This is a genomic window from Micromonospora sp. NPDC005206, from assembly GCF_040608175.1.
Taxonomy (GTDB): domain Bacteria; phylum Actinomycetota; class Actinomycetes; order Mycobacteriales; family Micromonosporaceae; genus Micromonospora.
Genome location: NZ_JBEXHU010000017.1, coordinates 126,434 through 147,198, shown reverse-complemented (window position 1 = coordinate 147,198; position 20,765 = coordinate 126,434). Strand labels below are relative to the sequence as shown.

Genomic DNA, 20,765 nt, shown 5'->3' with positions numbered 1-20,765 from the left:
GAACCGGTGCCGCGGACATTTCCTCGCGATCAGGTGTCCGCCATCGGTGCCGGGGCGAACAGGGGCGGCACCGGATCCGCAGCCTGGATCGCGGCAACGACCTGCGTCAGTTGCGGGTGGTCGCCGCCGGCCGCCCTGGTGAGGGCGTCCGCATCGGCGTGGTTGCCCAGGTAACACTCGGCGATGGCCCGCAGGAGAAACGCGACGCTGCACAGATTCGGCGGGTCGACACCCGGCCGAATGTCGAGAAGCAGTGACCGCGCCTGCTCCGGGCGCTGGTTGAGCAGGTGAGCCAGGCTCATGGCGACACGGGCGGACAGCTTGTGCGGCTGCACGTGGAAGGCGAGCTGCGCCAGCTCCGAGATCTCCACCACCTCTGGGTGCTCGACCGGCGATTCGTTCACCACTGCGGCGTACAGGTACCACAATCCGAACTGAACCGTGAGCACCTGTCCGATTGCGGCGGCGGTCATGGGATCGGTGCGGTCGGCGCGAGCCAACGCCGCGAGCCGCTCGGCGTCGGCGATGAGGTCCGCCACTGACTGCGTGTGGCCCGTGCTCCAGCGCCGGTGGACGGCGGCGAGCGCGAGTCGCGGGTCGTTGCCGTCGCGAGCCGGATCTCCGAGACGATCGTCGTCGACCTGCCCTCGGGCGATCGTCCGCAACGTGCTGCTCACCTCCCCCTGGTAGTAGCCAGCCCGTAGCGCGGCAAGGGTGGCTGTTGGCGCGAGGAGCCAGCGCAGCAGGTTGCGGCCGTCACTGCGGGGCGAAGTCCCGGGAATGAGGTTGACCACCCCGAGCAGCACCGCGAAAAGCGCTGCGCCGAACAGCGCCAGGCGTGTCAACGCCGTGCTCGTCAACGCCGCCGCGGCACAGAGCACCGCCGCAGTGCACAGGTTCGCCATCGGGCCACCGAGGTAGAACAGCACCATCCGCAGCGGTAACGCGGTCGCCGACGGCGCTGGCCGGACCGACACTTCGTTCCGCCACCCGCCAAAGGGTGCGATACGGACCGCGATGACCGGCAGACGCAGCAGCTTCGCCATGACGAGGTGTCCGCACTCGTGCAGGACGAGGTGCACCCACAACGACACGCAGGTGATGGCAACGGCGGCGATCGCACCGGTCACGGACTCGGTCACGACGAGCCCGAACGCCACCGCCTCCAACACCAGGAGAATGGACGCGGCGGCCAGCCGTCGGCGGGGGGAGATCACCGGGAGATGGTACGGCCGGACAAGTAACCGGCGAGCGCCTGAACTCGGCGCAGATCGGCGCCACACCCGGCGGCGTCGAATCCGGCGATCGCCCGATCCAGGTGCTCGGCCCTGGTGAGCCCAAGGGTGGACCGCTGCCCCGAGGCGAGGTGACGGCCGAGTTCGTGGTGGGCGCGCGCCAGTTCGTAGGGCATCCCACGGCGCTCGGCTTCGCGTACCGCCCGGACCCACGCCCGGCGGGCGGCCCCGGCGCGGCCGTCGAGCCAGTGGTACCAGCCCAGGCAGATGAGCGCTCTCGGACGGGCCATGGGAAACGTGCGGGCGTAGCGATGCAGCCGGCGCAGGGCGACCGCTGTGGTCGCGCGCAGGTGGGCGGGGTCCGGCTCGTCCGCTCCGCCAGCCGGATTTTCCCGAGAGCCGGCCTGTTCGAGCAGCGTCAGACAGACCTCGGGGACGCCGGCGTGCGCCTCGATGGCGTACTGCTCGAATGACTGATGTGGGCCCATCAGGTGGTCGGCGGTGCGGATCGCCTGCCACGCGTCCGCCCGCCGCCCGGCTGCGAGGTGTTGGCGGGCGGTGGCGACGTGGAGGCGGGCGGCGTCGATCCGGGCTGCTGCCGGCAGGAGCTGTGCGGCCTCTTCGGACCAGCCCGCCAGAGCCGCGTCGTCGGGGTTGGCGCGCAGGGCCGTCTCGATCAGGACGAGCAGACCCCACAGGTGCACGATGGGATCGCGGCGGTCGCGGCCGGAAGCCATCGCCTCGACGGCCGCCGCGGCCGCCTGCGAATAGCGGGCGGTGAGGTACCGGGTGACCGCGGTGATCAGCAGCACCTCGTCGGCCCACCGGTGCATCGGTGTCCGGCGCCGCAGTTTCAGGACCCTGGCGGCGCCGGCCTCGACCGCCGCCCAGTCGCCGACGCCGGTCCAGTGCAGCCCGCCCACGATGCCGACCCAGCAGGCGGTGAGCGGGTCGTTGGTGCGCTCGACGGCGGCGCTCGCGGCGCGGAGGTGTCGGCCCGCGAGCTGGCGCAACCCCAGGGTGCCGACGGTCATCCCGAGACCGGCCTGCGCCCGGACGATGAGATCGAGGTCCCCGGCGCGTTCGGCATCGTTCAACGACGAGATCGACGCCGCGAGGATCGGGAAATGCTCATTGAGCACCCAGTAGATCTCGGCGATCGTGAAGCAGGTGGCGGCGCGTTCCCGGGCCGCCTCGCGCCGCTCCGCACGACGGGCGACGGCACCACCCGGCCGCAGGCCCCGGAGTGTCCGGCGTGCCACCTGTGACGTGAGCATCCCCAGCCGGCCCGTCGTCGACGCCGGCACGCGGGCGCCGAGCAGATCCAACGCCCGTTCCAGGTGGTACCGCGCGGCGTTCGCCTCGCCGAGCTGCTGGTGCGTCTCGCCGAGCATGCGGTGCCAGCGTGCCCGCTGCAGGGTCGTGATCCCCTGGCGTTCCAGGGCGGCGCCGAAGAAGACCTGAGCCTCCCGGAACCAGCCCAGGCGCCGGTACAGCGCCCACAGCCGCAGCAGGTGGGCGTCGAGCGCGGTCGGGTCGGCGTCCAGGATGAGCCAGTCGGTGGCGGCGCGCAGGTTCTCCTGCTCGACTTCCAGACTCGGCCGGCCCTCGGCGCGGGCCTCATCCGGTGAGGGGAGCAGCGCGACATAGTGCTCGGCGTGGCGCCACCGCGCCCGCGCCTCCTCCACCGGGTCCGTGGCCAGGCTCTCGGCGGCGTACTGCCGGAGCAGCTCATGCATCTCGTAGCGGTCGTCCCCACCGACGGCGACCAGCGACTGGTCGACCAGGCTGGCCAGCATCGGCAGTCCGGCGTCCGCCACGGCGCCGGCGGCCGCGAGGTCGAAGCTGCGGCGCAGCACCGACAACCGACGCAGGGTCCGGCGTTCCTCGTCGGTCAGCAGCTGCCACGACCAGTCGATCACCGAGCGGAGGCTGCGGTGCCGCCGCTCCACGTCAGGTGCGGTCGTCTCGAGCAGTTCGAGCCCGTCGGCGAGCCGGTCGGCGATGGCGGCCGGGCTGGCGGACCGTACCCAGCGGGCGGCCAGCTCGATGGCCAGCGGCACACCGGCGACCAGCCGGCACACCCGACCGACGCCCTCGGCGTCGACGACGGCGGGGAAGCCGGGGCGCAGCGGCCGCGCCCGCTCCTGGAAGAGCTGCACCGCCTCGTAGCCGGCGGCGTCCGCGTCGGCGCCCGGCGGCGGGTACGGCAGGCCGGGCACCTCGACCAGCCACTCCACGCCCAGCCCCAGCTGCCGCCGGGAGGTCACCAGCAGCTGCGTACCCGGTGCTCGTCGCAGCAGTTCGGCGAGGACCCCCGCGGCGTCCCGGAGGTGCTCCAGGTTGTCGAGCACCAGCAGCAGTTCGCGGCCGGCGAGCTGGTCGGTGAGCAGGTCCAGTGGCTCGCGGGGCACGGCCAGCTCTATCTCCAGCGCGCGGGCGAGGCCGGCGACGACCAGGTCGGCGGCCTCGTCCGGGCGGGCCGCGCTGGTCCCCACGAACGACACGAACACCGTCCCGCCACGATGCCGCGTCCGCCGACTCGCGGTGACCTCCACCGCCAGCCGGGTCTTACCGATTCCGCCGGGGCCCACGAGGGTCACGAGCCGGCACGCCGGATCGTCGAGGAGCTCATGCAGACGCGCCAGCTCCCGGTCCCGACCGATCAGCGCGGTGAGCGGGCGAGGCAGGTCGGACGTCGGCGACCCGGCCGACCGGGCCGGGTTCGCCGTGGCCGGGAGGACACCCAGCGCGGTGAACCCACCGGTGCCGGCGATCTCGTCCCGCAGAGCGAGCGTGGCCGGCGCCGGCTCGACGCCCAGCTCCTCCCGGAGGAGGTAGCGGCAGGTCTCGTACTGGGCGAGAGCGGCGCTGCGCTGACCGCCCACGGCCAGGAACCACATCAACGCGCGGTGCGCCTCCTCGTGGAGCCGCTCCAGCTGCAGCAGACGACGGGTCACCTCGATGCCGCCGGCAGCATCCCGCCGGTCTCTGGCCCGCCGCACGGCACGGTCCATGAGCGCGAGCATGTCCGCTCGGACCGCGGCGCGCCGGTCGGCCAACCACTCGTCGAACAGCGGGGCTCCGGGGACGCCGAAACCCTCGAGAAAATCGCCTCGGCAGAGCCGGACGGCCTCCAGCAGCTCGTCGTCGTCCTGATCGGAGGCGGCCACCCGGCCCACCTCCACAGCGTCGACCCACACCTGCCGGCTGTCCGCCAGCGCAATGGTCTGCCTGCTCACTGCCACATGCTCCGGGACGACCCGACGCAGCTTGGTCAGCACCAGCCGCAGATTTGCCCGGGCCGTCGGCTCCGGAAGGTCGCTCCAGAGCAACCCGGCCAGCGCCGAGCGTGAGTGGGCGGTGCCGGTGACCGCCAGGTAGAACAGGAGCGCCGTCGCCTTGGCAGAGGCCAGCTCGACCAGTGGACGGCCGCCGACCGTCAGCTCGGCCCCGCCGAGCACCCGGACACGCAACTCCTGGTCCCGCATCGCCACCGCCGTCGTCGTCCGCGAAGAACTCTATCGCGATCCACGCTGCGAAAACGGTCGGGAAACGGTCTGCACACGACGGCTCCCTACGGTCGGGTCATGAGAGGCGAAACCCGGTCCACCAGCGGCATCCCGCCGGCTGGTGTGGTCGCACACGGCAGGGGAGTCACCATGGCAGTCGTCCACCCGTTCCGCAGCGACCTGCCCGAGGTGCAGGTCGGCGGTACCACCGTGCAATCGCTCGTGCTGCGGCACGCCGCCCGCCTCGGCGAGAAGCCGGCCCTGATCGACGGCGCAACCGGCCGCACGATCAGCTACCGCCAGCTCGCCACCGGTGTGGAGCGGGTCGCGGCCGGCCTGGTCGCCCGAGGCTTCGCGGCGGGTGCCGTCCTGGCCCTCTACAGCCCCAATCTGCCCGAGTACGCCCTGGCGGCCTACGGGACGATGGCGGCCGGCGGGATCGTCACCGGCGCCAACCCGATGCTCACCGTCGAGGAGTTGGCCGGCCAGCTCACCGACGCCGCGGCGCGGATGCTGGTCACCGTCCCGCCGTTCCTGGACCGCGCGTTGGCGGCCGCCGAGCTGGCCGGCGTCCAGGAGGTGCTGGTCTTCGGGGAGGCGGCGGGCGCGACGTCGTTCCGCGAGCTGATCGCCCACCACCATCCGCCGGCGGAGGTGACGAGCGACCTCGACAACGAGCTGGCCGCCCTGCCCTACTCGAGCGGCACCACCGGCCTGCCCAAGGGAGTGGAGCTGACCCACTCGAACCTGGTGACGAACGTCCGCCAGAGCCAGGCGGTGATCGATTTCCGCGAGGACGACGTGGTCCTCGCCGCAGCGCCGTTCTTCCACGTCATGGGGTTCAACTTCCTGCTGCCCTGCAGCCTGGCGGCGGGCGCCACCGTCGTCACCCTGGCCAACTCCGATTTCGAGGTTTTCCTTCGGGCCATTGCGGAACATCGGGTGACGGTCACCGTGGTGTCACCGCCGCTGGCGACGGCGTTGGCCGACCATCCGCTGGTGGACAGGCACGACCTGTCGTCGCTGAGAAGCCTCGGCGTGGGTGCGGCACCTCTCGGCGCCGATGTGGAACAGCGGTGCGCCGAGCGGCTCGGCTGTGTGGTCAGTCAGGGCCTCGGCATGACGGAGGCCAGCGCCATGGTCACCGTCGGCCCACTCGACGAGCCGCGGCGCGGGTCGGTCGGCCGGCTGGTACCCAACACCGAGGCGCGCGTCGTCGACCCGGACGGCGGCGGCGACCTCGGTGCCGGACGCGCCGGCGAGCTGTGGATCCGTGGCCCGCAGCTCATGCGGGGCTACCGCGACCGACCGGAGGCCACGGCCGCCACCATCGACGCCGACGGCTGGCTGCACACCGGCGATCTCTGCTACTTCGACGAGGACGGCTACCTGTACGTGGTCGACCGGCTGAAGGAATTGATCAAGTACCAGGGGTACCAGGTCGCGCCGGCCGAGCTGGAGCACCTGCTCCGCACCCACCTGGCGGTCGCCGACGCGGCCGTGGTGCCTCGGCCCGACGCGGACGCCGGCGAGGTGCCGGTCGCGTACGTGGTGCTGCGGGAACCGGCCACAGCCGAGGAACTGCTGGCCTACGTGGCCGAGCGGGTCGCCCCCTACAAACGGCTGCACGCCGTTCGGTTCACCCCATCGGTGCCGAGGGCGCCGTCGGGCAAGCTCTCGCGCCGGGTGCTGGTCGAGGCCGAGCGCGTCCGGTCGGAACGGACGCGGACCGCGCAGGCATCCCCGGCCGAGCTCCGCTCGGCTGGCGGGAACCGATGAACATCCTGGTGGCCGGGGCCGTCGGCCGTGGTCCGACCCAACTGGCAGCGGGCGCTCGCTGCACCGGGCAACCGGTCTGTGCGCTGGTGGTCGCGGTGTTTCAGTCGGTGGCCTGGGATCCGGGCCCTCGACCGGCCCGAGCGGCGACACCGGTATGAACGGGATTCCCGTGGCGCAGGCGGTTCGGCCACCGCGACGCCCGCCGACGGAGCACCGAGGGCTCAGGAAGTGGACCGTCAGCCTTGCCGCCACCGTGGCGTCGGCCTACGCGCTGGAGGCGAGCGTGGTGGCCGCGGGCACGTGCCTGGTCGCCTCCGGTCTGTTCAGCGGCCTCGACCGCCAGTGGGTGGTGGCGTTTCTCGTCGCGAGCTATGCGGTCTGGGGGATCGGCCTCACCGCCAATGTGCGAGCGAACTGGATGCTCCTGGCCACGACCGGAACCAGCACCAACGTGCTGTCCAAAGCGGCGTACGACGTGATCCGGCGGATGACGAACAGCGCCCGCGCACCGCGCGTGGCGGCGGCCATCGGGTACGCCGGTACGGAGGTCGCCAAGGAGGTGCCCTACTACGCGGGTGCCTTCGGGGTCGCCGCGCTCAGCGACTCGATCAGCTCGAACGACGCACTCGTGTTCCTCGGCGGCGCGAACCTCGGTGCCGCGCTGTACGAGTACGGGCTCGCCCGTCTCACCCGAGCATTCCTCCGGCGCCGCCGCCACCGGTACGCCTCGTTCGACACGGACTGGGTACCGGCCGAGTACCTCGCCAGCTACTACCGGGCCGTCGAACCGGACGAGATCGCCACCATCGCGTTCTTCGTCGAGGCGATGCGCCACGCGGAGCGCGGTCAACCCGTGTTGTTCTTCGGGGTCGGGCCCACCCTGCACCACGTGTTCGCGGCAGCCGAGGTGGCATCGGAGATTCACCTGGGCGACTATCTGCCGGCCAACCTCCGCGAGATCCAGCGGTGGATCGACCGCGAACCCGACGCCCACGACTGGCGACCGTTCGTCCGCCACACCCTGCGGTGCGAGGGGATCAGCTGCCCGACCGACGAGGACGTGGCCGCCCGCGAGGACCTCGTCAGGGGAAAGATCACCGCGCTGATCCGGGTGGACGGCCGGCACGCCCGCCCGGTGGACCGCCGGTACGCGACGGTGGTCAGCGCCTACTGCGCGGACTCCGCCACCGACGACCGGCCCACCTGGCAGCTCCTCATGCGACACATCACGGGCCTGGTCCAGCCCGGGGGTCTCTTCGTCACCGCGGCCCTGCGCCGATGTCGCGGCTACCTCGTCGCGGAAAGGACCTTTCCCAGTGCTGATGTCGACGAACACGACCTCAGGGCGGTGCTGCGGCCGGAGTTCGGGCCGCTGGACGGGTCGATCGAGGTCCGGCAGGTCGCCCAGGAGAGCTCACACGGCTATTCGGCCATCGTCCTGTGCTGGGCCCGCAAGCGCGTCCGGCCGCGAGCGAACGGCGCGCCGGGACTGGCACTGGTCGGCGCCGGGCTTCTCACCGCGCCAACCCTTTCCACGGTGGCCGACGCGGTGAGCCGGCTTGCGCCGGCCAGCGTGCGGGGTGAGGCGACAGGTCTGCAATCCTCGGCGCTGAGCGCGGGTTTCGCGCTCGGATCCCCGGTCGTCGGGCTGGCGATCGACGTCTCCGTGCCAGCGGGCGGCTTCGCGGCAGCCGGGCTGGCCGGCCTCGCCGCGGCGCTGACTAGATGCCTGCTGTCCCGCCGCCCGCCCATCTGAACGGAGTCTCCGCGCAGCGAACTCGGTCGCGCCGGGGCACCGGGCCTTGAGCCACGCGGGGAAACGAGCCCTTGCCAACGGCCGCTCCTCGTCGCCATGAACCGGTGCGGGGTGCAGGGATGACACTGCGCCCACCATCGGCCCCGACCAGGTGTGCCGTTCGGATCGGCTCTCCCTCGACGGGCTTCTGACTTGTGCAGATGCGCAAAGTCGTCCTTGTGTCGATGGCGACACCGCGGTGAGGGTGAGCGAACCCCGTGCCGCAAGGAGTCGGCCGGGCGCTGGACCACCTTGCAGGAGCACAGATGCGCAGACTCAAGGCACCACCCGCCCTCGCCGTCCTGGCGACGGCCGCCCTCCTCGGAACCACCGCCCAGGCCGCGACCGCGGCGACCCCGTCGCCGACGGGCACGACGACCGCCGCGGAGGCTTCAGTTCCGGCCACCGTGGCACCCGCTACGGACGCCCCCGCGCTCGTCGATGACCTGGCCGACCAGGTCGACGCCACGATCGCACCGGACAAGGCCGCCAAGGCCCACCTCGCGGGCCACAAGGACCGCTACCGGATCGCCGACCCGGCCGGCACGCTCACCACCGCGAACATCGACACGCAGGGCGCGCGGGAGACGGTCCGGCTGAACCAGAAGTACAAGGGTCTGCCCGTGTTCGGCGCCCAGTACGTGGTGCGGATGGAGAAGAAGGCCGGCAAGCGGGCGGTGACCGGCACGTCGGGCACCTACTTCACAGACCTCGACGTCGACACGACCAGCACCCCGATGCCCGCGCACATCGCGGTCTCCCGAGCGGTCGAGGACGTGCGCAAGAGCCTGCACCCCGGTGCGGCCGTCGTGGCCGGCGCCCCGCGGCCCGGCACGACGCCCGACGCCGCCCACGCCGATCTCAGCGGCACCGACCAGGGTCTCGTGGTCATGCCGACTGGCACCGGCGTGCTCGCCCGGCGCGTGCTCGTCAAGGGCAAGGACGTCGTCACGGGCCAGCCCGTGCTCCGCGACGTGTACGTGGGTGCGACGAACGGCGTGACGCTGCTCAGCGTCAGCCGGATCAAGCCCTTCGCCACCGCGCAGCAGGCCGCCGCCCTGGCCGCCGGCGGGACCGCCGTCGCGCCGCGGGCCGTTACGAAGGCGCTCCCGTCGCGCAAGGGCACGACGCCGGTCGTCGGCGAGGGCAGGAGCCTGCACGGCGCCACGGTGCCGGTCCCGCTCGTCCGGACCGACGACGCGAGCTCCTACCTCATGATCGATCAGACCCACACCCTCCCGGACGGCCGGACGGTGCCGATCACCACCTGGGACGCTCGGGGCCGGGACTACTACGAGCTGCTCGACGGCCAGTTGCCCGAGGGCGTGGGGCCGTTCGCGTCGCCGTCGAGCACACTCGGCGCGGACCTGACCGACGCCGGCGCCGTGGACGCGGCCTGGGACGCCGCGAAGGTGTTCGAGTGGTTCCAGACGAATCTCGGGCGCAACAGCCTGGACGATGACGGCATGCCGATCAACTCGATCGTGGGCATTACCTACGGCGGCTACCCGTTCGTCAACGCGTACTGGGACGGCACCCGCATGGTGTACGGCAGCGGCGACGACGAGTACCTGCCGCTGGCCGCCGACCCGGACGTCGTGGGCCACGAGATGACGCACGGTGTGGTGGAGAACTCCGCCAACCTCGTCTACGCCGGCCAGCCCGGCGCGCTCAATGAGGCGATCGCCGACTACTTCGGCAACGCCATCGACCTCGACGCGGCCGGCACGCCCATGTCCGACCCCGAGGCGAGCCTGATCGGCGGCGACCTCTGCCGCACCCTGGCGCCCACCAAGTGCGCCCTGCGCAACCTCGACGACGGCGCCACCACGGCGAACTTCCAGCACCTCATGGACACGCCGCAGATGGACGACGGCGGCGTGCACCTCAACTCGACGATCGTGTCCGGGGCGCTGTGGGACCTGCGTCAGGCATTCGGTGGCGCGGTCGCCGACAAGATCGTCTACCGGGCGCTCACCGACTACCTCACGCCGATGTCCGACTTCGTCGACGCCCGCGAGGCGGTGCTCGCCTCCGCCAAGTCCTCCGGCCTGAGTCAGAAGGACCTCAAGGTGGTGCGGGCGGCGTTCGATTCGCGCGGGATCACCGCGAAGTGGAAGGCGAACCTCTACGGCAAGAAGACCGACCTCCTCGTCGACCGGCTCAACACCGGGATGTACGTCGACATGACTGCGAGCATGGCCGGCGGCTGGTTCACCGTGCCGCGCTCGGACGCGAACCACACCCAGCCGCCGTCGATCTGGATGGGCCGCATTGACGGCAAGGTCGCGCCGTACCGGATCTCCCCGGACGACGGGAACATGCACAGCTTCCCGCACACCGATGGCAAGCGGGTCGTGTGGCTGTCGATCGAGGCGGACCCCGACTCCCCGACGTGGGAGGTCGACCACATCCTGTCGGCGCCAGTCGGCGGCGGCCAGGTCGAGGAGCTCTACAGCTCCCCGTACCGGATCGACGGCCTGAGCTTCGACGGCACCGTCGTCACGTGGAGCCAGTACGACCCGGAGCAGGGCTACCGCGACGTCGTGCGCTACCTGCAGGGCAGCTCGCGGACCGTCCACACCCTCGCCCACCCCGACTGGCTCGGGAACGCGACGGCGCCGAGCGTCAAGAACGGGAAGATCTCCTACGTCCGGTACGAGGACTACCCGCAGCCCGACGCCAACGGCAACTGGTGGTCGCTGGGCGTCGAGGTGTACGACATCGCGACGGGGAAGACGACCTTCGCCGGCGGTGACCCTGGTGCCGAGACGATGAGTTACCCCCAGGTGTCCGCCACCGGCGTCGCCTGGGTGATCAACCGCGACTACGGCAGGTACGTCGACGGCGAGTGGAGCCAGGGGACGTTCAACGACTCCGTGCGGCTGTTCGACTTCGCCACCGGCACCAGCCACCTGCTCTTCGAGGAGAACTCCCCGCAGGCGATCCGCGCCGACGTCCTCACGCTGTCCGACACGACCCTCACGGTTACCGAGGAGGCCCCCGCGGACCTCTGGCTCTCGACCGGCGGCTACCCGGACAACTCGCTCAATCCGAAGCTCAAGCAGTACACGCTCAACGGAAAGTACGTCGGCCCGGCGTCGTGCAGCCCGGGCGCCCAGATGTTCGCGACGGCGGGCACGGGGCGCGAGGTGATCTTCATGGACTCGTCGGCCGGCGGTTTCGGCCTGGCGTACGCGAAGGGAGCCAAGTCCTGCAAGTGAGCCCCTACTAGGAGGCGCGCTCCACGACGAAGCGCCGGGACCCCTCAGGGCGGTCCCGGCGCGGCGTCGCGTTCAGGACATGGCCTGGTCAATTCCCCACCGGGCCCTTGAGCCACCCCCGCTCCGCCGCCAGCAGCGCGATCTGGAACCGGGTCCGGGCGCCGAGCAGGGAACCCGCCTCGCTGACATGTTTCTGCACCGTACGGCGGCTCACCTGGAGCACGCGGGCGATCGCCTCGTCCTTCATCCCGGTCGCCATCATGTGCAGGATCTCCCGTGTTCGCCCGTCCGGCCCCTCGGTCGCCGGACCGCCCTTCGGAGCCGGCCCGTCATGTCGGCTCGCCAGCGACACCGGCTCGGCGCGCTCCCACACGCTCTCGAACAGCGCCACCAGCGCCACCACCAGCGCGGGGGGGGTGCACCACCAAGGAACCCGCCGCCGGGCGGTCCCCGCGCACCGGCAGCAGAGCCGCCGCCCGGTCGAACACCACCAACTTCACCGGCAGCCGTGCCGCCAGCCGCAGTTCCCCGCCCTGACCCGTCCCGCGCAGCGCCGTCGTGAGCGACACCGCGTCGGTGAAGCCCTCCGTCTCGTACACCGACCGCATCCGCACCCCGGGCGCCACGCCCGACTCCCCGACGGACGGCTGCGCGGCCGTCACATACGGCGGCTTGGCCAGATGCAGTACCTCGACCGAACTCCCCTTCAGCAGCTGACCGTAGCGCGCCGGCACCTCGTCCTCGCGCTCCAGCACCTCCACCAGGTGCGCAGCGCGCGGCCCGGACACCGCCTCGTACACCTCGTGAAGCCGCTCCACGATGCCGTCAACACGGGCCAGTTCGGCCCGCCGCCGGGCCAGCAGGGCGCTGAGCGATGACCGTGGGGGGCCGGCCGCCCATCGCGGTGTCGTGCCGTCGATCTGCAGCGCCAGTGCGGAGTCCGCCAGGTGCCGCAGTGCTCGTTCCGCCTCCGCCGAGGACACCCCGACAGCGGCCGCCACCTCGGTGGCGTCCGCCGACGGCACGGATACCAGGTGCTCCAACACCAGTCCGGCCAGTGGATCCAGACCGGTTACCGCCCACGGGCTGCCTGCGGTTCCGTCCATACGTTGTGACACTCCTGTGGTCTGACTCGTTCCGCTGCGGCGGACACCACCGGTGTGGTGGTCAGGCCGCCAGGGCGGCCTCGTTGTCGGCGGGACTGCGGTGGCCCAGGCTGCCGTGCAGCCGGTGCAAGTTCTACCAGCCGTAACAGCCAGGGCTGAGCTCAGTTCACGGGCGGCGCCCAGGTGGGGCGTCTGATCAGGCAGAACGGGTGGCCGGCCGGATCGGCGTACACGTGCTCGCCGGGCAACCGCCGCGCACCCAGCGCGAGCACTGCCTCGCCTGCCGCGGCCTGATCGTCAACCATCACGTCGAGGTGCATCTGCTGCGGCACCGCCGGCTCCGGCCACGTCGGCTGCGTCAGGTCGGCGGCGCGCTGAAACGCCAGCCCGGACGCCGACGTGCTGGCCGACACGACGGCGAAGTCCTCGTCCGCGTAGGTGATCGGGTCGCCGAGGACCGCGCTCCAGAAACGCGCCTCGACCGTCGGATCCAGGCAGTCGACGATCAGATGGTGGAGCCGACCGATCGGCACAGCGGTCACCTCCTTCGTGGTCGGGCCCCGGCCCGCACGGTCAGTATGGCCGCCCGCGCGAGGGAAGCGTCATGTCCGTACCGTGTCCCTTCCTCGTCGGCCACTCTCGCCTGATCAGCCCGTAGACCCACGAGTCCGAGACCTCGCCGTTCACGACGCAGTCTTCGCGCAACGTCCCTTCACGCACGAACCCGAGCTTCTCCAGCACGCGGGCAGATGCCACGTTGCGTGTATCGGTCTCCGCCTGCACGCGGTTCAGGTCTAGCGTCTGAAGGTGGTCCAGCCGTCCCGCGTCTCCTTCGAGAGGAGTGTCGTGTAGATCCTGTCCCTTGGACGGCCGCGGCTTCGCTGCCCGCCGGCCGTGTACGCCCAATCCACTCGCGCCGGACGGGCATCGTCAAGGTGTCGAGGCCACTCCACCCTCGTCGTGGTCGTGGTCACCGAGGGCCGGTGCGCCCCAGCCGTCGGGAACGGACAGGCCGGCGAGCCGTTGCCCTCACCGCCGCGGGCGGCCTCGACCTGGCCGTGCTGCGGCGCCTGATCGAGGCTGCGGGACCGCTGCCGGTGACGGTGCACAAGGCCTTCGACGAGGTCGGCGACCAGCTGAGGGCGATCGAAAAACTCATCGACCTCGGGGCCGACGCGGTGCTCACCTCGGGCGGGGCGCCGAGCGCGCTGGCCGGTGCCCCACGGATCGCCGCGCTGCGGCATCGGGCCGTCGACCGGTTGCGGGTCATCGCCGGCGGCGGCATCCGGTCGCACAACGTCCGGCAGGTGCTCGCGGAGACCGGCGCGCGGGAGGTGCACCTGCGGGCACCGGTGCGGCGCGACGGGCGCGAGGCCACGGACGGCGACGAGGTACGCCGGGTCCTCGACGCCACACGGGCTGCTGTGCCCTCCTGAGCGCAAAGCGGCGTCAGCGTCGGCGCGGCGCTCGCCGCCCACGAGACACCCGCCTACCAGGAGGCGCTGCGGGCGCTCGGCGACGGCGCCGACCCCGACCTGCGCATCATCGAAGCGACGCCCTGACGCCGGCCGACGGGCACACCCGGGCGGTCGGGACGGACGGCACGGGGGACGGCGACGGACCCGAACCGCCCGCACCACTAGGCGCGCCAGCACCGCGAGCGCGCGGGCTGACGACGGCACCGGACCGGTCGCGCCGGCGGGTCAACCCCCGGCGCGACCGGCCGTCCGGTCAGGACAGTCGCAGCCGAGGCTCGAGGATCACCTCGAAGAGTCGGTCCCACGGCAGCTCGACACGCGCCGACTCGAAGCGAGCCAGGGTCGCCGTGAACGTCTTCGCGCCTCGCTGGCCCAGCACGATGCGGTGCCCGGCGAAGTGGTCGGCGAAGTACCGCTCGGTCAGCGGCACCAGCCGTTCGCTCACCCAGCCGTCGAAGTAGGTCTTCTGCTCGGGGGTGAGCGCGAGCGGGTCCCAGCCCTGCGCCCGTGCGTGCGCGTACGCCTCGACCTGCACGATGTTCTTCCACGGGTCGTCCTTGACGAGCCGGTAGAGCAGGTACTCGGCGTGCGCCTGGCCGGGCCCGCGCAGTTCGGGCACACCGAATCCGCTGCCGGAGGAGCGAAGGTACGCCCACCGGGCGGTGCCGTGGCCGAGCGCCAGGCCGAGTGCGTTGCCGCCGGTGTTCCATCCCGAGTACGACAGCAGCGCCGCGAGATCCAGGCCGCTCTCCATCCGCGCGACCAGTTCGTGGTCCGCCTTGTTCACGATGAGCGGGTCCACCACGATGACCGGGGTGCCGGCAGCCAGCAGCTTGCCGATCCGCGCGACGAAGGCGTCCAGGTCAGCGGCCCGCTGCCCGGGTGCCGACGAGGGGGTGTTCACGGCGAGCACGATGTCCGTGTCGCCGCTGACGACCCGTCCCCCCACGGCGGCCACGTGCCGGCGGATGTTCTCCGCGAACGGGATGCCCTCCAGTTGAGCGGTCCAGTCCTCGCCGGAGACGCCGGCGTACTCCACGCGGTAGGTGGGCGCCGTGCCGGCCGCGATCACCCGCGCGACCAGCAACGCGTCGACCTCGTCGGCGCCGGGGAAGATCTCCACCCGGTCGTCGACGCCGAGTTGAGCGACAAGCGCCTCCAGTTCCACCCGCTCGGCTCGGGCCAGGCCGACCGGCGCGGTGTCGTCCTCGGAGAGCACGAGGTGGCTGATGGTGCCGTCGGCGACCCACTCGACCATCAGCCGGTTGACCTGGTGGTTGCGGGCCCGAGCGGCGAGATAGTCCTCAACGACCTGGTCGGGGATTCGCGCCCGGACGGCGTCGAGCTGGGCCCGCAGCTCCTCCTGCCCGAGGTTCACCACCTGGTCGTAGAGCTTCGCCCAGCTGACCAGCAGGTCGCGGTACTGGTCCAGCTCGGTGCCCGTGCTGGTGATGGCGAGGCGCTGGATGGTGTCGTGCACCTCGATCACCGCCCCCGGCCGGGTCGAGCGCAGGTTTCGGATCGCGGCCAGGTTCTCCAGGGCGGCCGCCAGGGTTGGGGCGGCGGTGCGGGAGGCGATCAGGCCGCCGTAGGCGAGCATGCTGACCGAGATCACGTACCCGTCGACGCCGTTGGTGGTGCCGAGCCAGCGGGCGATGGCGGCCCCGTCGCCCGGGTTGAAGAAGCGGCCCAGCAGTTCCCGTGGCGGCAGCTGCACCTGGGCGCCGGCGCTCGCCGCGGTCATCTGCGGGGCGTAGGTGTTGACCGGCCGGTCGTCCAGCGGGACCAGTGCCACGGTCAGCCGCCGGTTGGCGGGCCCGGCGAATGCGGGTCGGCCGATGGCCACGGTGGTCAGCCCGGCCACGCCGGTGGCCAGCAGGGTACGTCTTCTCATGGTCACTCCTTCTTTCTCGGGGCGCTCGCCGCGCGGGGGACGGCCGGCACGAGCCGGCGGGTGATCCACAGCGGTGAGGTGACGGCGTTGCCCATCACCACCGCGTGCGCACCCGCCTCGAAGGCCCGGCGGATCTGTTCCGTGGTGCGGTACCGCCCTTCGGCGATCACCGGCACGGACAGCAGTGCGACGAGTCGCTCCACGAGCCCGAGGTCGGGCCCGTCAGTCGGTGGGCTGGCCGGGGTGTAGCCGGACAGCGTGGTGGCGACGGCGTCCGCGCCGGCCTCGACGGCGGCGACGCCCTCAGCCGTGGTGGAGACGTCGGCCAGGACCAGTGCGTCGGTCCGTTCGCGGATCACCCGGACCGTGTCGGCGAAGGGGCGTCCGTCCGGTCGGGGGCGGTCGGTGGCGTCGATCGCGACGATGTCCGCCCCGGCCAGCGCCACCTCGAGCGCGTGGGCCGCGGTCGGGGTGATGAAGACGTCCTCGGTGCCGTGCTTGTACAACCCGATCACCGGAACGTCGACGGCGGCGCGTACCGCTCTGACGTCGTCCGGTCCGTTGACCCGGACCGCCACCGCGCCGCCGCGTACCACCGCGGCCGCCACCCGGGCCTGGACGTACGGGTCCCGCATCGGGTCGTCAGGATCGTCGGGCAGCGGTTGGCAGGACACCACCAGCCCGCCGGCCAGGTCGTCAAGCACGCTCACCCGCTGGTCCTCTCACTGATCCGAGTGCCGGCTCGTGTCAGCACCGCTCACTCCTGTGTGTCGATGGCCAGTCGGGCCGCGCCGACCACGACCGCGTCAGCGCCCAACGTGGCGGACAGCAGCGGAACGTCGGCCCAGCCCGCGGGCAACTCGGCCGAGTAGGCGGCCGACGCGGTGGGCAGCAGGGGACCGGCCGCTCCGCCGGCCACCAGGACAGCTTCCGGATCGAGCAGGGCCACCAACCCCGCCAGGGCCGCGCCGAGGACGGTTCCGGCCCGCTCCACGACCCGCTGGGCGACCCCGTCTCCGGCTGCGGCGCGGTCCGCCACGTCCCGCCCAGTGACGTGGGTGCCGGTCTCGATGGCATACGCGGCGGCCAGCCCGCTGCCGGAGGCGATCGCCTCCAGATGCCCGTACCGGCCGCACCCGCACCGCAGTAGTTCGGCGCCCGGGGCCGGCAGATGTCCGACCTCGCCGGCGGCGCCGCGCGCACCGGCCTCGACGCGGCCGTTGCGGACGACCGCCCCGCCCAGCCCGGTGCCGACGGCCACCAGCAGCACATGAGCGCGGTCCCGTCCGGCGCCGGCCCAGCACTCGCCCAGCGCGGCGGCGTTCACGTCGTTGGTGACCCGCACGGGTCGACCCAGCCGGGCGGCCAGCGCGTCGGCGACCGGGGTGCCGGCCCAGCCGGGCAGGCTGTCAGTGGCGTACCGGATGCCGCCGGTTGCGGGGTCGACCGTGCCGGCGGTGCCCACCCCCACCGGCCCGGCGGCCGCGCCGAGCAGGTCGGTGGCCAGCCGGGCGGCGGAGTCCAGCACGGCCCCGGGCCCGGACCGGGCGGGCGTGGGCACCTCGCGGCGCTCCAGCACCTGTCCGGCCCGGTCGACCAGCGCGGCCGCCGTCTTGGTGCCGCCGATGTCGATGCCGACGATTGGTGTCGTCATCCCTTGAGGCCGGTGTGCGCGAGGCCCTCGACGAACTGCTTCTGCGCGATGACGAAGACCACCAGGACGGGCAGCGCCGTCATCGACGCCGCGGCCATCTGGACGTCCCACATGGGGCCGCCGTACGCGTCGACGAACTGGGTGAGCGCCTGGGGCAGGGTGAACTTCTCCGGAGAGGAGAGGAACACGATCGGTTCCAGGTAGAGGTTCCAGCTGTGCAGGAAGGTGAAGATGGCCACCGCGCCCAGTGCCGGCCGCGACAGCGGCAGGGCGATCCGCCAGAAGGTGGCGAAGCGGCCCAGCCCGTCGACCCGGGCCGCCTCCTCCAGCTCACCGGGGAGGCTGATGAAGAACTGCCGCATGATGAACGTCGCCAGGACGCTCGGCGCGCCGAAGATCGGCACCAGGATCAGCGGCCAGTGGGTGTTGACCAGGCCGAGTTTGAAGAACATCTGGAACAGCGGCACGATCGTCACCTCGCTCGGAATGAGCAGGCCCGCGAGGACGACCAGGAACAACACGTTCTGGCCCCGGAACCGGATGCGCGCGAAGGCGTACCCGGCCAGCGCCGCAACGGCCATGGTGCCGACCGTGACGACCAGCGCGATGTAGAGGCTGTTCAGGTACTGCTGCCCGAACGGCTGCAACTCGAACACCCGCTGGTAGGCGTCGAACCGCGGGTTGGTCGGCAGGAGCTGCGGCGGGAAGGCGAAGATGTCCGCCACCGGCTTCAGCGACGACGTGACCATCCACCAGGTCGGGAAGACGAACGGGATCGCCAGGACCAGCAGCACACCGTAGAGCACCAGCTTGGTCCGCCGGGACAGGTCACGATTCATGGAAGACCCACCTCTTGCGCATCTGCCACTGCAGCACAGTGAGGGCGAGCACGATGGCGAACAGCACGATCGACAGCGTGGCGCCGTAGCCGAAGTGATGGAACTGGAAGGCCTGCTGGTACAGGTAGTAGACGAGCACCGTCGTCGATGTGCCGGGTCCGCCCTGGGTGAGCACCGCGATCTGCGCGAAGACCTGCAGCGACCCGACCACGGTGATGATCGAGGTCAGCAGGATCGTCGGGCTGATCAGCGGTACGGTGATCCGCCAGAACTGGCGCATCCGGCTCGCCCCGTCGACTTCCGCAGCCTCGTACAGCTCGGCCGGCACGCCCTGCAGGGCGGCCAGGAACAGCACCATGTTCAGGCCGACGTTCTTGAACACCTGCACGACGATCACGGACACCATCGCGGTGCCCTCGCCGCGCAGCCAGTTCGGCCCGTCCACGCCGACGGTGTCGAGCAGCCCGTTGATCCCGCCGTTGTCCTGAAGCAGGAAGCCCCAGACGATGGTCCAGGCCACCAGCGAGACCACCACCGGGGAGAAGAACAGCGTGCGGAACACGATCGTGCCCCGCAGCCTCTGGTTCAGCAGGACGGCCAGCAGCAGTGCCAGGCTGAGATTGAGCATCACCAGGCCGACCGAGAAGAGCCCGGTGGCGCGCAGCACCGCGCCGAGGTTGGGATCATCGGCGAGAGCCGTGTAGTTGTCGGTGCCGACGAAGTCGAAGGTCCCGGCGAGCACGTTCCACTCGTGCAGGCTGTACCAGAGCACGAGAATCAGCGGCAGGATCACGAAGACGGCGCTGCCGAGCAGTTGCGGGGCGATGAACAGGTAACCGGTGAGCTGGTCCCGGCGGCGGCTGGTCCAGAACGGCCGGGCCGGGCCCGGGGCGGGCCCGGCAACAGCCGAGCCCACCCTGGTGTCCGTCTGGGTCATGATCGTTGGCCTTACTTCGCCAGCAGCGGCTGGATCTTGGCGCAGACGCCGTCGAGTACGGCCTTGACGTCCGCGTTCGGCTGCCACAGCGGGTCGAGGCCGGCGCGGACCTGCTGGCTCAGCTCGGCCTGCCCGGAGTGGCTGGGCTTGACCACGCCGTTGGTGATGCCGTCGATGACGACCTTCTGCAGCTGCTCCGGCTTGAGCTTCGGGTTCGTCTTGGCGAGCGTCTCGGCGGTCAGCTGCGACTGTCGGGGCGCCGGGAAGAACTGGGCGAGCTTGGCCGAGTTCGTGGGGTTGGTGAAGAAGGCCAGGAAGTCGGCCGCCTGCTTGGCGTGCGGGCTCTTCTTCATCACCCCGAGGCCGGCCTGGCCGACCACCGCGTAGTTCCCCTTCGGCCCGGCCGGCAGCGGCACCAGGTCCCACCCGAAGCCGCCGTCCTTCAGCAGCGAAGCGCGGGAGATCTGGGTGATCGTCATGGCCGAGTCACCGGCGAAGAAGTCGGCGGTCGTGCCCGGGCCGGGCAGCGCCTTCTGGGTGAAGGTGGCCTTGTGCAGGGAGGTCATCGCGTCGACCATCTCCGGGCTGTTGAAGCCGCAGGCCTTGCCGTCCTCGCTCCATGCCTGGGCTCCCCACCCGGTCCAGAAGGTGGACAGGTTGTCCCAGCCCTTGTAGTCGAAGTCCCGAATGACCAGGCCGGCCTTGCCGGAATTCGCCGCCGTCGCCGCGGCGGTGGCCAGAGCGTTGTCCCAGGTCCACTGACCGGCCGCGATCAGCTCGGCCGGGGTCTTCTGCTTGGCCTTCGTGAGCAGGTCGGTGTTGACGAAGACCCCGAACGGCGAGGTGGAGAAGGGGTACGCGTACAGCTTCCCGTCGTCCTGCCAGAGCTTGAGGGTGGCGGGGGAGATGTCCTCGTACTGGTAACCCTCGGCCTTCTTGAGCGTGTCGTCGAGGGGCAGCAACGCGCCCGAGGAGACGAAGTCGGGGGCGGAGTTCTCGAACACCCACGCGAGGTCGGGCGCGTTCCCGCCCGCGATCTGGGTGGTCAGGGTCGTGGTGTAGGTGTCGAACGGCAGCGGGTCGAACTTGATCTCGGCCACGTCCGGGTGGCTTTTGCGGTACTCGTCGGCGATCTCGTTGAACAGCTTGAGGTGCGCCTCGTTGGCCGACCAGACGGTCATCCGCAGCTTCGCCGGACCGCTGTCGTCGGCCTCGCCACCGCCGCCGCAGGCGGTCAGGGCGAGCGCACCGGTCAATGCGACGGCGACGCCGCGCAGGGCCTTTCCTGCTCTCACAATCTTCTCCTCACCGG

At 71.5% G+C, this 20,765-nt stretch carries 15 protein-coding genes and 1 pseudogene; 4 read left to right on the top strand and 12 right to left on the bottom strand.

Annotation, left to right across the window (positions count from 1 at the left end; translation table 11 throughout):
* Nucleotides 1-29 precede the first annotated feature (29 nt).
* The gene (locus tag ABZU69_RS25480) at nucleotides 30-1,046 is read right to left on the bottom strand and encodes a hypothetical protein (RefSeq protein WP_354966860.1); all 1,017 of its coding nucleotides are present in this window, start codon (nucleotides 1,044-1,046) and stop codon (nucleotides 30-32) included.
* Between the two features lie 167 nt (nucleotides 1,047-1,213).
* A complete protein-coding gene (locus ABZU69_RS25475) occupies nucleotides 1,214-4,726 on the bottom strand; it encodes a BTAD domain-containing putative transcriptional regulator (RefSeq protein ID WP_354966905.1) in 3,513 nt (1,170 codons plus the stop codon).
* Between the two features lie 99 nt (nucleotides 4,727-4,825).
* Between ABZU69_RS25475 and ABZU69_RS25470 the strand changes: the two genes are divergently transcribed.
* The 3 genes from ABZU69_RS25470 to ABZU69_RS25460 all read left to right on the top strand — a co-directional run bounded on the left by ABZU69_RS25470 (nucleotide 4,826) and on the right by ABZU69_RS25460 (nucleotide 11,545).
* Complete coding sequence (locus ABZU69_RS25470; RefSeq protein ID WP_354966859.1) at nucleotides 4,826-6,526, top strand: AMP-binding protein; 1,701 nt, start codon at nucleotides 4,826-4,828, stop codon at nucleotides 6,524-6,526.
* 253 nt (nucleotides 6,527-6,779) lie between these two features.
* Nucleotides 6,780-8,282, top strand: coding sequence for a guanitoxin biosynthesis pre-guanitoxin forming N-methyltransferase GntF (gene gntF, locus ABZU69_RS25465; protein WP_354966858.1), 1,503 nt, complete (start codon nucleotides 6,780-6,782; stop codon nucleotides 8,280-8,282).
* 305 nt (nucleotides 8,283-8,587) lie between these two features.
* Nucleotides 8,588-11,545: a M4 family metallopeptidase gene (locus ABZU69_RS25460; RefSeq protein WP_354966857.1), complete on the top strand. Its 2,958-nt coding sequence runs from the start codon at nucleotides 8,588-8,590 to the stop codon at nucleotides 11,543-11,545.
* An 88-nt stretch (nucleotides 11,546-11,633) separates the two neighbouring features.
* On the opposite strand, the gene ABZU69_RS25455 is transcribed toward ABZU69_RS25460, so the two are convergent.
* The 4 genes from ABZU69_RS25455 to ABZU69_RS25440 all read right to left on the bottom strand — a co-directional run bounded on the left by ABZU69_RS25455 (nucleotide 11,634) and on the right by ABZU69_RS25440 (nucleotide 13,557).
* Nucleotides 11,634-11,936 carry a LuxR C-terminal-related transcriptional regulator gene (locus ABZU69_RS25455; RefSeq protein ID WP_354966856.1) on the bottom strand — a complete coding sequence of 101 codons (303 nt, stop codon included), beginning with the start codon at nucleotides 11,934-11,936 and terminating at the stop codon, nucleotides 11,634-11,636.
* Entirely contained in the window at nucleotides 11,875-12,651 is a 777-nt protein-coding gene (locus ABZU69_RS25450) for a hypothetical protein (RefSeq protein ID WP_354966855.1), read from the bottom strand. The genes ABZU69_RS25455 and ABZU69_RS25450 overlap by 62 nt, the downstream gene beginning before the upstream one ends.
* 161 nt (nucleotides 12,652-12,812) lie before the next feature.
* Nucleotides 12,813-13,193: a VOC family protein gene (locus tag ABZU69_RS25445; protein ID WP_354966854.1), complete on the bottom strand. Its 381-nt coding sequence runs from the start codon at nucleotides 13,191-13,193 to the stop codon at nucleotides 12,813-12,815.
* A gap of 31 nt (nucleotides 13,194-13,224) precedes the next feature.
* Nucleotides 13,225-13,557, bottom strand: coding sequence for a GNAT family protein (locus ABZU69_RS25440; protein ID WP_354966853.1), 333 nt, complete (start codon nucleotides 13,555-13,557; stop codon nucleotides 13,225-13,227).
* A gap of 119 nt (nucleotides 13,558-13,676) precedes the next feature.
* Between ABZU69_RS25440 and ABZU69_RS25435 the strand changes: the two are divergent.
* Nucleotides 13,677-14,087: pseudogene (locus ABZU69_RS25435) on the top strand (copper homeostasis protein CutC); the annotation flags it as partial.
* Nucleotides 14,088-14,382: 295 nt separating this feature from the next.
* On the opposite strand, the gene ABZU69_RS25430 reads toward ABZU69_RS25435, so the two are convergent.
* From ABZU69_RS25430 to ABZU69_RS25405, 6 genes are read right to left on the bottom strand one after another with little or no spacing between them, the layout of a single operon-like run.
* Nucleotides 14,383-16,023 (bottom strand): DUF4127 family protein, encoded by a 1,641-nt coding sequence (locus ABZU69_RS25430; RefSeq protein WP_354966852.1) that lies wholly within the window; start codon nucleotides 16,021-16,023, stop codon nucleotides 14,383-14,385.
* 2 nt (nucleotides 16,024-16,025) lie between these two features.
* A complete protein-coding gene (locus tag ABZU69_RS25425) occupies nucleotides 16,026-16,733 on the bottom strand; it encodes a putative N-acetylmannosamine-6-phosphate 2-epimerase (protein WP_354966851.1) in 708 nt (235 codons plus the stop codon).
* Nucleotides 16,734-16,780: 47 nt separating this feature from the next.
* Entirely contained in the window at nucleotides 16,781-17,677 is an 897-nt protein-coding gene (locus ABZU69_RS25420; protein WP_354966850.1) for an ROK family protein, read from the bottom strand.
* On the bottom strand, nucleotides 17,674-18,516 hold the full coding sequence (locus ABZU69_RS25415) for a carbohydrate ABC transporter permease (RefSeq protein WP_354966849.1): 843 nt from the start codon (nucleotides 18,514-18,516) through the stop codon (nucleotides 17,674-17,676). Before ABZU69_RS25415 ends, ABZU69_RS25420 begins: the two co-directional genes overlap by 4 nt.
* Nucleotides 18,506-19,453 (bottom strand): sugar ABC transporter permease, encoded by a 948-nt coding sequence (locus tag ABZU69_RS25410; protein WP_354966848.1) that lies wholly within the window; start codon nucleotides 19,451-19,453, stop codon nucleotides 18,506-18,508. Before ABZU69_RS25410 ends, ABZU69_RS25415 begins: the two co-directional genes overlap by 11 nt.
* 11 nt (nucleotides 19,454-19,464) lie before the next feature.
* Nucleotides 19,465-20,748: a sugar ABC transporter substrate-binding protein gene (locus tag ABZU69_RS25405; protein WP_354966847.1), complete on the bottom strand. Its 1,284-nt coding sequence runs from the start codon at nucleotides 20,746-20,748 to the stop codon at nucleotides 19,465-19,467.
* Nucleotides 20,749-20,765: the final 17 nt, after the last annotated feature.

Coding starts and splice junctions, on each gene's coding strand:
- ABZU69_RS25480 (WP_354966860.1), bottom strand. CDS start 1,046: ATGGCGAAGCTGCTGCGTCTGCCGGTCATCGCGGTCCGTATCGCACCC.
- ABZU69_RS25475 (WP_354966905.1), bottom strand. CDS start 4,726: ATGCGGGACCAGGAGTTGCGTGTCCGGGTGCTCGGCGGGGCCGAGCTG.
- ABZU69_RS25470 (WP_354966859.1), top strand. CDS start 4,826: ATGAGAGGCGAAACCCGGTCCACCAGCGGCATCCCGCCGGCTGGTGTG.
- ABZU69_RS25460 (WP_354966857.1), top strand. CDS start 8,588: ATGCGCAGACTCAAGGCACCACCCGCCCTCGCCGTCCTGGCGACGGCC.
- ABZU69_RS25450 (WP_354966855.1), bottom strand. CDS start 12,651: ATGGACGGAACCGCAGGCAGCCCGTGGGCGGTAACCGGTCTGGATCCA.
- ABZU69_RS25430 (WP_354966852.1), bottom strand. CDS start 16,023: ATGAGAAGACGTACCCTGCTGGCCACCGGCGTGGCCGGGCTGACCACC.
- ABZU69_RS25420 (WP_354966850.1), bottom strand. CDS start 17,677: ATGACGACACCAATCGTCGGCATCGACATCGGCGGCACCAAGACGGCG.
- ABZU69_RS25415 (WP_354966849.1), bottom strand. CDS start 18,516: ATGAATCGTGACCTGTCCCGGCGGACCAAGCTGGTGCTCTACGGTGTG.
- ABZU69_RS25410 (WP_354966848.1), bottom strand. CDS start 19,453: ATGACCCAGACGGACACCAGGGTGGGCTCGGCTGTTGCCGGGCCCGCC.